The sequence below is a fragment of the Danxiaibacter flavus genome (genome assembly GCF_041060425.1).
Taxonomy (GTDB): domain Bacteria; phylum Bacteroidota; class Bacteroidia; order Chitinophagales; family Chitinophagaceae; genus Danxiaibacter; species Danxiaibacter flavus.
On the sequence record NZ_JAULBC010000004.1, the window covers coordinates 1 to 13,947 of the forward strand.

The window sequence follows — 13,947 nt, forward strand, 5'->3', positions numbered from 1 at the left end:
ATCATAAGGCCGAATAGAAGATTCGATCGAAAAAAGCGGCTTAAAAGGCCGCCTTCCATGAATTATAAACAACTTTAGTTCTTATTTCAACGACATTGATTCACCATTCGCTATTGACGACATCTCGCCCATTTCACTATTGACCATTCGCTATTGACCATTCTGCGCTGCCAGCCCAGAACATTGCATGCCTCACATTTCACTATTCACTATTGACCATTGACGATCTGCACTGTTGCCCATCGACCCCAATCCGCCATCAATCATATTCTGCCTGTCCATTTTGTCCTACATTCGCGACAGTTTAGCATCACTTAAATACTACTCTAATGAAAAAGAAATTGTTATTGAGCTGTTGCCTGCTGCAGGGCGTTCTATCCTTTCCCCAGTCCGTTACAAAATACGTGGATCCTTTTATTGGAACGGCGGCCCATGGGCACACCTATCCGGGTGCAACCGTTCCTTTTGGAATGGTGCAGCTAAGTCCGGATAATGGCACGCAGGGATGGGACTGGTGCAGCGGTTATAACTATTCAGATTCAGTAATTGTAGGATTTAGTCACACACACCTGAGTGGTACAGGCATTGGAGACCTGGCCGATATTTCTGTGTTGCCGGTAGTTGGAGAGGATCCCAACGCGGGAAAATTGTCCAGCAATTTTTCACATGGATCTGAAACAGCTTCCCCGGGATACTATAAAGTAGATCTCAAAAAATACAACATACAGGCGGAGCTTACAGCCGGATTGAGATATGGCGTTCATCGATACACATTCCCGGCCTCAGAAAAAGCAATGATCCGTTTTGATCTTGGTTTCGCCATCAACTGGGATAAGGCCACCGAAACCAATTTCACCCGCATCGACGACAGCACTTTTGCCGGCTACCGTTTTTCAACAGGATGGGCAAATGATCAAAAAGTGTACTTTGTTGTACGGCTGAGCAAACCAGTACAAAAACTGGTTTTGTTTAAAGACGGACAAGAAGCGGGCGGAACTGCGGCCACATCAAAGAAAACTGTTGCGTGCCTTATGTTCAGCACCAAACAGGGTGAGCAAATAGAAATGAAAGTGGCGTTAAGCTCTGCCAATATTGAAGGTGCAATGGCCGTAATCGACAATACTAACGGGATTAATTTTGATCGCACATTAGAATTGGCTCAGCAGTCATGGGAAAAAGAACTTAGCAAGATTGCCATTGAAACAAATGACCAACAAAAGAAAATATTCTATACAGCATTGTATCACTCCTTTGTAGCGCCTACCATTTTTAATGATGAAAAAGGCAACTACAAAACGGCAACTGGAAGTATTGAAAATAGTACTGAACCAATTTACAGTACACATTCTATCTGGGATGTATTTCGTGCGCAAAGTCCCTTGTTTACATTGATACAGACTGATCGTGTTACTGATATCATTAACTCATTTCTTAAATTTTACAAACAGCATGGTTTACTGCCTGTGTGGGACCTTGCCTTTAACGAAACAAATTGCATGACGGGCTATCACGCTGTTCCTGTTATAACCGGTGCAATCCTTAAAAACATTAAAGGATTTGACGTAAATCTTGCATATGAAGCAATGAAAAAAAGTGCCATGCAAGACATTCGCGGCACCGATGTTTACAGAAAATATGGTTATGTGCCGCAAGACAAATATGGCAGCAGCGTTACCATCACACTTGAATATGCTTTTGACGACTGGTGCATTGCACAGGTAGCAAAAAAACTGGGTAAAACAGATGAATACAACACGTTTATGAAACGTTCTTCATCGTGGAAGCATCTCTTCGATACCTCAATTGGCTTTGCCAGGGCTAAAAACAGCGATGGTAAATGGGTAGTGCCTTTCGATCCGTATTATTCTGAACATGATGCTGACAAGGCCATGTTCACAGAAGGTAACTCATGGCAGCATAGCTGGTTTGTACCTCAGGATGTGAAGGGATTAATTGAGGCACATGGTGGTGATAAAAAATTCATTTCTAAACTGGATTCTCTATTTAGTGTATCATCTGCAATGACCGGAGCCAACGTATCTCCTGATATCAGCGGAATGGTCGGTCAGTATGCACAGGGCAACGAGCCTGGACATCACACTGCATATTTGTATAACTATGCAGGTGCGCCTTACAAAACGGCTGAGAAAATAAATCAGATCACTTCAGAATTGTATACAGATAAACCAGACGGATTATGTGGCAATGAAGATTGCGGACAAATGAGTGCCTGGTATGTTTTAAGCTCGCTCGGTTTTTACCCTGTAAATGCAGCAGATGGCCGTTATGTTTTCGGACGTCCGTTGTTTGATAAAGCAACTTTATCATTGGCTGAAGGAAAGAAGTTCACAGTTCGTACAATCAATAATTCTGCGAAGAATATGTATATACAGAGCATGGTGCTGAATGGAAAACCATATACTAAAAGTTATATCACGCACCAGGATATTATTAAAGGCGGAGAGCTGGTTATAACAATGGGCGATAAACCATCGATGAGTTTTGGAAAGGAAATTAAAGACAGACCATAAAGCTGTTAGCTATCAGCAATGAGCTTTTAGCTTTGGTAAAGATTTTTGCCACTGAAACACAGAAGCTCAGAATTTTTACCACGGATTACACAGAGTTTTTTTTCACAGAGGGCCACAGAGATTTTTTAACTCTGTGGCCCTTTGTGCAGCTATCAGCTATGGGCTTTTAGCTTTGGCAAACGGAGAAAGATTTTTTTGCCACTGAAACACAGAAGCACAGAGTTTTTTACCACAGAGTAAAAAGAGTTTTTTCACAGAGGGCCACAGAGATTTTTTAACTCTGTGGCCCTCTGTGCATCCTCCGTGAAACTCTGTGTAATTTTTATGGCAACAAAGGACTTGAAACACGCAGTTAACATCGTTTTTTGTATTACAATCGTGCAGCACCTCCCTTCTTAAGCAGACTTCTTTGTTGAGTCACGCACAACTAATGCTGACTTTAGTATAAAGGTCTCGTCGGGCAACGTGTAATTCTTTTTCTCCAGGGATTTAAACAGAATAGATACTGCTTCTTTACCAATATCAAAAGCCGGCTGTGTGATTGTTGTTAATGATGGATGTAACAAGGGCGCCACTTCCAGGTTACTGAAGCTTACAATCTTTATATCGTTAGGGATATTCAATCCAATATCGGCGCAAACATTATACGTTGAAACAGCCATCTTTTCTACTGCAGAAAAAATCCCGTCCGGCCTTTGCTTGCTACTTAGCAGCTTTTTTATCAGTTTGTAATTTTCAGTGTCATTGGTCGTTCCACTTACTATTAAATGAGGTTTTAGAGGAATGCCATATTTCTTCAGCGCATCTTCGTAACCAGCCATTCGCTTGCTGTTGATGGACTGCCTTGAAAAAGAGAAATAAGCCACATTTTTACAACCCTGCTTAATCAAATGTTCAGTAGCCAGGTAGCCACAATTATAGTCGTCTGTTGTAACCTTGGCCGTTGGAATGGATTCACATACTCTATCAAAAAAAACAATCGGTAAGCCCTTATCCTGCAGGTCCATCAAATGATCCACATTCACGGTTTCGCTTGAAACCGACATCAGGATACCGTCCACTCTTCCATTCTGTAAATGCTGTACAATGTACTTTTCACGCTCATAATCTTCATGCGTAAGATAAATAAGCACATGGTAATTCTTTTCGCGGGCAATTGCCTCTATCCCATTAATTACCAGGATGAAAAAATTATTGGCTATTTCAGGTATAATAACACCGATGGTCTTGCTCTTTTGCTTCCGCAGGCTGCTGGCATAAGGGTTAGGCTCATAATTCAGTTTCTTTGCCATTGCCATTACACGCTGCTTGGTCTCATCACTTATCTCGTGGCTGTTACGCAATGCCCGCGACACAGTAGATGTTGCCAATCCCAGCTCCTTTGCCAGATATTTCAAATTAACAGGTTCCATAGCTTATATGCCGGTGAATAATTATCCGCTACAAATCAGATTTACACTTTTGTATGATGTCAGTCATACAACCTCTTGGACGCGAAATTTACACTCTTTATCCAACAAATTTGCGGAATCGTTTGCGTAAAAAAACATATTATGCCTGCTATTTTACCTAAAATTGTGAGAACTTAGAATCCATAACTTTTGCTTTGCTGTAATAGCTGCAACACAGGTTCACGTTTACAGAATAAAACTTATTAACTAATCAACATGTCCTCAAGAAGAAATTTTATCCGCACTACTGCTGTAGGAATGGCCGGCACGCTGTCCTTTCCTGCAATATCAAAAGCCTCGGCATTCTATGCCGGTGATTCATCAAAAGCAACCACATTTTCTATTGGGATGGCAGGTTACACTTTCCTGAATTTTGATGTAGCTGCATCCATTGAAATGATGAAAAAGCTGGATGTACACAACATTTCGGTAAAAGATTTTCACTTGCCACTAAACAGCTCTGATGAAAAGATAAAGCAGGTATTGCAGCAGTTTAAAGATGGCGGCATAAATGTATACACCGTAGGCGTGATATACATGAAATCAAAAGAAGCCGTTGACCAGGCTTTTGATTATGCAAAACGTGTTGGAGTGAACATGATTGTGGGTGTACCCAATTACGACCTGCTGGATTACACAGAGGAAAAAGTTAAACAAACCAATATTAAGATCGCCATTCACAACCACGGTCCCGAGGATAAATTATATCCCGGTCCTAAACAGGTATGGGATCAGATCAAAGATCGCGATGCGCGTATGGGTCTGTGTCTTGATGTGGGACATGCATTGAGAGCAGGCACAGAACCGGACGAAGCGGTAAAATTGTACAGCAAACGACTGTTCGACATGCACATTAAGGATGTTGTTGCCCGCGAAAAAAATGCATCAGTTACAGAGATCGGTCGCGGTGTTATAAACTACCCGGCGTTGATCAAGGCACTGGAGAAAGTAAAATACAATGGGATGATCAGCGTAGAATATGAAAAGAATATGAAGGATCCTTTGGTAGGGATAGCTGAATCGGTGGGATATGTGAGAGGCGTGATGAAAACGGTGTGAGGTATCAGGTATCAGGTTTCAGGTATCAGGTTTCAGGTATTAGGTATTAGGTTTTGAGCTTTAGGCTTTAGGCTCTAAGCTTTATTTTTAATCAGCAAACAAATTTCAATGTATAAGAAATTATTATTCGCAGCAGGAATCAGCCTGTTGCTGTCATCACAGACAATCGCAGCGGAAAAGAAATCGCTGTTTAATGGCCGCGATCTTTCCGGCTGGAAACAACTTAACGGCAAAGCCAAATATGAAGTAAAAGATGGCGAGATCATCGGTACTACAACCGTGAATGAGCCGAACTCTTTCCTGGTAACAGAAAAAGAGTATGGCGATTTCATTCTCGAGCTTGAGTTTAAATTTGAAGGAGAGTTTAATTCAGGAATACAGGTAAGAAGCGAAAGCACACCTTCGTATCAAAATGGCCGCGTGCATGGCTACCAGATTGAAATTGATCCAAGCGAACGTGCATGGAGCGGTGGCATTTATGACGAAGCAAGAAGAGGCTGGCTGTATCCGCTGACTTATAATCCTGCCGCGCAAAAGGCATACAAAAAAGACGGCTGGAACAAATACAGGGTAGAATGCATCGGCAGCAGTATCCGCACATGGGTAAATGGCGTTCCCGCTGCTAACCTTGTTGACGATCTTACACTGAAAGGTTTTATCGCCCTTCAAGTTCATGGAATTGGAAGCAAGACAGAAGATGCCGGCAAAAAAATCCACTGGAAAAATATCTCTATCGAAACTGCCAATCTTAAACCATCGCCTAACGATGACGTATATGTTGTAAATCTTCTTCCTAATAATGTTTCTGCACAGGAAAAACAAAATGGCGTGAAACTTTTGTGGGATGGGAAAACATCTGCAGGCTGGAGAAGAGCTTTCAAAACTGAGTTCCCTGCAAGCGGATGGAAAATGGACAATGGCGTATTAACCGTGCAGCCTTCTAACGGTCATGAAGCTGGTGGCGGTGGAGATATTGTTACTGAAAAAGAATATAGTGCTTTTGATCTTCAGTTTGAATTTAAGCTGACTGACGGCGCCAACAGCGGTGTAAAATATTTTGTGAAGGAAGAAAATGATTCAAAAGGACTTTCTGCGATCGGTCTTGAATACCAGGTGCTGGATGATGAAAAACATCCTGATGCAAAGCTGGGACGTGACGGCGACAGAACTTTAAGTTCTTTGTATGATCTTATTCCCCGTAAAAATATTCCTGCAGCACTGAAAAAGATTGGCGAATGGAACAGGGGCCGCATTATTGTTTATCCAAATAACCACGTAGAGCATTGGTTAAATGGCTACAAAATGGTAGAGTATGAAAGAGGTTCCAAAGAGTATGAAGCACTTGTTGCGATAAGCAAATACAAGGTTTGGAAGAATTTCGGCACGGCACCTGCAGGACATATCCTGTTACAGGACCATGGCAATGAAGTTTCTTACAGAAGCATAAAAATTAAAGAGCTGAAATAGCTGTCAGCTTTTAGCTATCAGCTATCAGCTATCAGCTTAGTGAAAAACGCGCGACATTGTTTGTCGCGCTTTTTTATTGTATAATTCAATGAAATCCCGAAGGCCGCCTGACCGGTACTCTTTTGTCTGTAGCCCGCAGGGCTTAAAGTTCAATAGAAGTCCTAACATACAAGGCCCTTATTGTCCGTAGGACATTAACCTCCTTATTTCGATTAATGCCCTACGGGCAATGCTCTTCATCTCTTGATTAATTCTATTGAGCTCAATCCCCTAGGGGAAAATTGCAACTGATATGAGCTTTGTCAGCAGCACGACAGTACAGGTCTCTCAAATGTTGATCTGATATTAAAATATTTAAACGCTTAATATTGGCAACTCTTAATTAAATGGCATAGAACTATCAATTTTCAATTAGGGCTATCATCTCAAAAGAAAAGCGCGACAAAATTGCCGCGCTTTTTATCTATTTTTTATTGTGCTCCGCTTATCATTCGCTCCGATCCATTTTCAATTTTCACCTCTCAATTTTCAATTATCTCTCCAATCCATTGTCAATTTTCACCTTTCAATTTTCAATTATTTCACACTATCAACACCTGGAGCGGTAGTGCTATCCGGAGCCTGACCATTCATATCCATGTCAACACTTTCCTTGTGAGGAATGTTTTTTGCAGCTTCAGCTAAAAATTCTGCCAGTGACGCAAGACTGTTTTTCTTTCCATCAACCATTCTCAGCTGCATCGAGCTTTTGATCAGTTTACCGTCAAAATTTTCAGTAGAGCCAACGAGATCTTTAAAGGTGGTTTTAGCCTTATTCATTGTAGCAACCTGGTCCGCTGTTGAACTGGAGTCAAGCGGAAATGCCTGTAAGATCTTATTGATATCAACATACGCTCCAAATGGTTTACCACTTACTTTGCCGTCTACATCAGACGTGAAAGTAGCCTTAGCAGATCCGGCTGAATACTGACCAACCATCGCGCTATCACTTGCAACAATAATGTCCTTGCTGTTGATCAGGTAGCTTGTTCCGGGAAAGTTTTGCGGAAGCAGATACTGATCGCCGTTTTTGGTAAGCATGCCTTTTGAAACCAATGTATTCATAACCTTTTCAAAAGAAGCTTTATCTCCGACTTTTGCGTTGAAAAGATATTTCATATCCGGCTTGGTCATGGTCATCTGAGGATAGTACGGATTAGGTTGTTTAACCACTGCAAGATCAGAAACAACAAAGGAGAATTCTCCTTTAAATGCTTTAGCAACATCATCCAGTGTAAAGCCCATTTCATTCAAATACTGATTTGCCTGTACATCAAAGCCAGAGTATTTAATAATATCAATCAGTATTTGTGGATTAAATGACAACAAAATAAAACCATCAACATTGGATGATGGATATTTATTGATCATATCCATATTGATCTTTTGTCCCGGATATTTTTTCAGGATATCTTTTAAAGCGGGACTGCTATAGCCTTTTGAAGAAGCAACGATTTCGCCATCTTCGAAATTAATTGTCGTTGCAGAATATGCGTTATTGAGAAGATCACTCGCCTTAGTCATGCTGAGCATCGGTACATTGTTCAACAATCCCGAAGAATTAGTGAACACTGTGGCATCAGATTTTTCTTTAGCAAGCTCTACAAACTCAGGAATTGAAGCTATAGATTCCGCTTCTTTTTGCTCGTACAGTGTATTCAACAATAAATGTCCGTCGTCTGGTTGACCGCTTGAGGCTGTATTCCTGTTATATTCTTTATTACCTGCAACAATAATTACATCGCTGTTCCAACCTACCGTAACATCGTTATCTATCACCGCATATGAATATTTGCTTTCTTTCTTGATTGCAGCTTCAGGTTTCTGTTTTTTCAAATACGCCTCAAACTTTCCGGCATCCTTTATCAATGCAATTGCAGCAAATGCATTTTGCTGACCGGTCATTATTGAGCCTTTGTTTTTCAGGAAGAAATAAACATCGGAAGACCAGTCTATCCCTGCATTTTTAAGATCGCCAACAGCAGATTTCATTTTCGCTACCTCAGACTTAGCGGAGTCTTTAAATATGGTATTGAAAAGAGAATCGAGGTTCACACTGCTCTTAGACAGTTTTTCGGTAACACTCTTTGCGTTAACCGAAAACACCATGGTTGCATCTTTGGGAATAAATGTCACCTGCTTGGGAACGGACTTTTTACACGATGTTGCAATCAGCGCAACAGCCATGCAAAACAGGAGGCATCGGGTTACAAAATTTCTTGTCATAAATGTTTTTTAATAGAAAGCTAAATTAGTTTTTATGGTAATATTTAGCGTTTTATTTTTTATAACCGGTTTCCTGGTGGCCAAAAGAGCTATAGATGATTTCCTGGATGTTCGAGCGCACATTCAGATGGCTGAGCCTCAGATTGTCGCCTCCGGTCGGGCATACGCGGTTGGAGAGAAATATGTATACCAGGTTATATTTGGGGTCAACCCACACACATGTTCCCGTAAAACCGGTATGGCCGAAGGTTTGCGGCGAAACACTTCTCGATGGGTAAGGATCTTTGGAGTTGGCGAGATCCTTTTCAGGTTTGTCAAATCCAAGTCCCCTCCTGCTGATATTACTTTGATAAGCGGTAAAATAGTCGATCGTTTCTTTTTTAAGAAAACGCTGTCCGTTCATTTCTCCTCCGTTCGCCAGCATCTGGTACAACTGCGCCAGGTCATAAGCGTTGCTGAACAAGCCTGCATGACCAGCCACTCCTCCAAACATTGCAGCACCGGGATCATGAACGTATCCCCGGATCTGCTGCATGCGGAAATATTTCTCCTTTTCTGTCGGCGCAATTGCTGTCAGTGTTGTATGCTGTAATGGTTTAAAAGTTGTGCTGGTCATATTCAGCGGCTGATAGAATGTGGCTTTTGCATATTCATCCAATGGCTTTCCGGTTACCTGCTCCACAATCTTTCCCAGGAAAATAAAGTCATTATCGCTATAAATGTACTTTGGTTCTTTTCCAACAGGGCTTTCCAGTATCCGTTTGTAGATCGTATCCTCGTAGTCACTGCGCATAAACATATTCCGCGCGACTGGTATTGTGTAATGATCTTCATCTAAAGAATCGTAATAGCCGGGTTTGGGAACACCGCTTTTTTCGATTGTTGCTGTATAAAAAGGAATAAAAGCTACCAGTCCTGCCTGGTGCAACAATATGTTCCGCAAGGTCAACCCTTCTTTATTACTGCCTTTTACCCAGGGCAGATAATCTCCCAATGTTTTATCGATGCTGATCTTTCCTTCTTCGTACAATTTCATTATGCTTACTGTAGTCGCACTTGTTTTGGTAACAGATGCCAGGTCATACATGCTGGATGTACTAACGGACTCTGTACTGTCGTACGTCATGTAGCCATATGCTTTTTGAAACACCACTTTTCCATCTTTAGCAACCAGTACAACACAACCAGGTGTGGCCCTGTTGACAATTGCATCGTTGGCAATACTATCTATCAGCGACAGTTTTTTGCTATCCATCCCTACCGATTCAGGTTGCACCTGGGGGAAATAATAGTTGGTGGTAATGCCCTTGCCAAACTTCAGCTCCGGAGAAATGGTTACAGGCAACGATCCCTTAGCGATGAGTTTACCTGACAAAATATCAAAAGCAGCCTTTTGCGTGATAGAGTCATCCTCGTAACAAGCAAAAAGATTGCTGGAACGGCTGAAGTTCTTTATTGCATATGGATTGCCAAAAGCAAGAACAACGGCTTTACTCTTTTGTTGAATATCATTAACCAATGCTACTGCCTTATCGGGTATTCCAAAATTATTGGCAGGCCGGCGGCTATAGGCATGAACACCAACAATAACCAGATCGTATCTATTTGCGAGCGCAGATTTTATTTTTTCTATCCCGCCAGTGCTGTCTTTAAAGGAGTAATAGTATACATCAGCTTTGTACTGATCCTGCAACAGCGATGAAAATGTATTGCCGCCATCCAATCCTACACCAACGTAAGCCAGCTTTAGATTCTTCTGCAAAGGCAGCAGTTGTGGCTGTTCGTTTTTCAGTAAAGTGATTGCATTTTGCGCCAGCGTGGTTTTCAATGCGTTTGTACCGGCATTCAGATCTGCAGCAAGGTTATTAAGATCGATGGGGTGGATATTATTTAAACCGAGGGCATACTTATACAGCAAAACTTTTTTCACGCGGGCGTTAATGTCGTCCCATTGCAGCACTCCTTTTTTCAACGCTTTTCGGATTTTTTTAATGCTGCCGGGGATATCCTGTGGCAGGCATAACATGTCATTACCTGCGATAAGCGATTGTAAAGAAATTTCTCCGCCGGGGAAAAATTTAGTTACCCCCTTCATTTCCAGGGCATCAGTAAAAGTCAGTCCTTTAAAACCCAGTTCATTTTTAAGCAGTCCGTTTACATTTTTTGCAGAAATGGAAGTTGCCAGGTTGGGTGTTGTATCAATCGCGGCGACTGATAAATGCGCGCTCATTACGGCGCCAACCCCATTTTTAATCAACTCGCGGAAAGGATAGAGTTCCAGTGAATCCAACTGCGCTCTTGTTTTCTTAATTATGGGGAGATCAAAATGAGAATCCACCGCAACATCGCCATGACCCGGAAAATGCTTTGCGCAGGCAAGAACACCTTCATCCTGCATACCCGTTGTATACTCCGTTCCGAACAGTGCCACTTTGTATTTATCCTCGCCAAAACTTCTGTCATTAATTACCGGGTTAGCCGGATTGTTGTTAATGTCAACATCGGGAGCAAAGTTCACCTGTATTCCCAGGCGTTTGCACTGGCGGCCAACTTCCCGTCCAAAAGCATAGATCAACTGTGCATCCGGAACAGCGCCCATCATTAACTGACGTGGATAATTAATCACACTGTCAAGACGCATTCCGAGTCCCCACTCACCATCAATTGACACGAGCAAAGGGACTTCCGTTATGCTCTGATAATAATTTGTGAGATTGGCCTGGCGAACAGGACCGCCCTGAAAAAAACACAATCCACCTACATGATATTTTTTTACCAATCCGGTTACCTGTTTTACATGATCTGGTCCCAGGTTGCTGTGGGCCCGCACGATCATCAGCTGGGCAATTTTTTCATTTTTACTTAGTTTTCTGAATACACTATCCACCCATTTCGTGGCTTCCGGTGTAATTTTCACAAATGGCTGTGCATATAATAAAGATGTGACAGAGAGTAAAACAACAAGTGTCAGTACTTTTTTCATGTAAGGTCGCTGTTAGATGCACAAGATACTGCATTAGAATGTGCGAATGTGCAAATGGGTGAATGTGCGAATAGGAGAATATGAGTTGAGGGACTTTAAAATATTGTAAAAAATACCAATTTGTTGGACGGGCCAAATCTGATCAATTATTGTTTCGTTATTACCCCAATAATGGGCTGGCCGCCTCGTGGGGTTTCGCTTTCTTTTCCTACTTTTACCGGCTAAATTAAGAGGAACTGTGGCGGACATTATTCAATTATTACCTGACAATATAGCAAACCAAATAGCAGCGGGAGAAGTGATTCAACGTCCGGCAAGTGCGGTAAAGGAACTCCTTGAAAATGCCGTAGATGCTGGTGCAACAGAGATAAAGCTGATTATTACAGATGCTGGCAAAAGTTTAATACAGGTTATTGATAACGGAAAGGGCATGAGCGAAACCGATGCGCGTATGTGCTTCGAAAGACATGCTACCAGCAAAATAAAAAACGTAAACGATCTTTTCCATATACGAACAATGGGTTTTCGTGGTGAAGCGCTTGCCTCCATCGCCGCTGTGGCCCAGGTAGAATTAAAAACGCGGAAGGCGGATGAGGAATTGGGCTGCTACATTGAAATTGAAAACAGTGTGGTTATAAAGCAGGAACCTTGTGCTTGCCCTGTTGGTACCAGCATCGCCATGAAGAATTTGTTCTTCAGTGTGCCGGCGCGTAGAAATTTCCTTAAAAGCAATGCTGCTGAAATGCGCCATATAGTTGACGAATTTATTCATGTGGCCATGGCATTTCCACAAATTTTCTTTTCACTTACGGCCAACGGCGAGCAAATGTTCCACCTTGAAGCGGGAAACCTTAAACAACGTGTAGTACAGGTTTTGGGTAACCAATATGCTTCGAAGCTGGTGAGTGTTAAAGAGGAAACAGATTATATGAACGTTTACGGTTTTGTAGGCAAGCCGGATGCGGCCCGCAAGACCCGTGGCGAACAGTACTTTTTTGTAAACAACCGGTATATCAAAAGCGGATACCTGAACCATGCCGTGATGAGCGCATTTGATAACCTGATCAATAAAGACAGTTTTCCTTTATACGCATTATATATCGATCTTGATCCTACCCGTGTGGACATCAACGTTCATCCCACCAAACAAGAGATCAAGTTTGAGGATGAAAAGATCATTTATGCGTTTGTTCAGGCAGCAGTAAAGCATGCACTGGCACAGTTCAGCGTGGCACCGTCTCTTGATTTTACTTTAAATGCGGAGATCCAGCAGCTCGATGCCGTTAGTAAACCGTATACTGAAGGGACAAAAGAAGATGTCAGCGGTTCTCAGTTGTTTAAAACCTTCACTCAAAGACATCAGGCTCACAAAGTCGATCCAAGTGAAAAAAGTGAACTGAAGCACTGGAAAGATTTTTTTACAAGTCCCCAGCAACCGGCATCTGCTTCTCAGCCGGAAACCATTGGAGAGTATTCACTGGATATAAGTGCCGGTTACGCGGCGCCTCAGAAACAATCCAGCCTCTATCAGCAATCTGATAAACTGATTGCAACGGATGCGCATTTGTTGCAATTGCATACAACATATATCATTGCACCCACACAGAGCGGCTTTTTGCTGGTTCATCAGCAGCTTGCACACGAACGCATTTTGTATGAGCGCTTTAGCGTTGCTGCTCACGGCAGACAGATGGTGACACAAAAACTGTTGTTTCCCTCAACCTTAACTGTTTCCCCTTCTGACGCTGTTTTGCTCACAGATTTATTGCCCGAGTTAAAAATGCTGGGCTACGACGTTGAGCCGTTCGGCAAAGACAGTTTTGTTATACAAGGCGTACCGGCCGATGTTAGCCAGGGAAATGAAAAGCATTCTATCGAGTTGCTAATAGAACAGTTTAAACATTTTAGCAGCGATATCAAGTTCAGTAAGCGCGAAAAACTGATCCGATGCCTTAGCCGTCAGCAAGCTATTAAGGCAGGACAGCATCTTACCCAAACTGAAATGCGCACGCTTGTTGAAGAATTATTTTCATGCAACACAGCCAATGTAACGCCAACCGGAAGCCCGACTTATATCGAGTTTAAAGAGGATTACCTGGACAGGATGTTTGGACGATGATTCGATGTACGGTGATGCCATGTACGATGTTAGATGTACGATGTACGTTGTGGGTGTGAGCTGTATGATGTT

Annotated in this window: 7 protein-coding genes; 4 read left to right on the forward strand and 3 right to left on the reverse strand. The window is 42.2% G+C overall.

All coding sequences use genetic code 11. From position 1 onward, the window contains the following. The first annotated feature begins 329 nt into the window (after positions 1-329). Positions 330-2,531 carry a GH92 family glycosyl hydrolase gene (locus QTN47_RS12815; protein WP_369329782.1) on the forward strand — a complete coding sequence of 734 codons (2,202 nt, stop codon included), beginning with the start codon at positions 330-332 and terminating at the stop codon, positions 2,529-2,531. A 395-nt stretch (positions 2,532-2,926) separates the two neighbouring features. Here the strand turns inward: QTN47_RS12815 and QTN47_RS12820 are convergent, their stop codons facing one another. Beyond that, on the reverse strand, positions 2,927-3,943 hold the full coding sequence (locus tag QTN47_RS12820) for a LacI family DNA-binding transcriptional regulator (RefSeq protein ID WP_369329783.1): 1,017 nt from the start codon (positions 3,941-3,943) through the stop codon (positions 2,927-2,929). Between the two features lie 255 nt (positions 3,944-4,198). Here QTN47_RS12820 and QTN47_RS12825 point away from each other — a divergent pair, with 255 nt between their 5' ends. Both QTN47_RS12825 and QTN47_RS12830 read left to right on the forward strand, forming a co-directional pair. Then, positions 4,199-5,041 (forward strand): sugar phosphate isomerase/epimerase family protein, encoded by an 843-nt coding sequence (locus tag QTN47_RS12825; RefSeq protein ID WP_369329784.1) that lies wholly within the window; start codon positions 4,199-4,201, stop codon positions 5,039-5,041. Between the two features lie 108 nt (positions 5,042-5,149). Then, complete coding sequence (locus QTN47_RS12830; RefSeq protein ID WP_369329785.1) at positions 5,150-6,508, forward strand: 3-keto-disaccharide hydrolase; 1,359 nt, start codon at positions 5,150-5,152, stop codon at positions 6,506-6,508. A 576-nt stretch (positions 6,509-7,084) separates the two neighbouring features. Here the strand turns inward: QTN47_RS12830 and QTN47_RS12835 are convergent. After that, complete coding sequence (locus tag QTN47_RS12835; protein ID WP_369329786.1) at positions 7,085-8,773, reverse strand: DUF4836 family protein; 1,689 nt, start codon at positions 8,771-8,773, stop codon at positions 7,085-7,087. A 52-nt stretch (positions 8,774-8,825) separates the two neighbouring features. After that, entirely contained in the window at positions 8,826-11,756 is a 2,931-nt protein-coding gene (locus tag QTN47_RS12840) for a serine hydrolase domain-containing protein (protein ID WP_369329787.1), read from the reverse strand. Between the two features lie 238 nt (positions 11,757-11,994). On the opposite strand from QTN47_RS12840, the gene mutL reads away from it, so the two are divergent. Next, positions 11,995-13,875, forward strand: a complete 1,881-nt coding sequence (mutL, locus tag QTN47_RS12845; RefSeq protein ID WP_369329788.1) for a DNA mismatch repair endonuclease MutL — start codon at positions 11,995-11,997, stop codon at positions 13,873-13,875. Positions 13,876-13,947 lie beyond the last annotated feature (72 nt).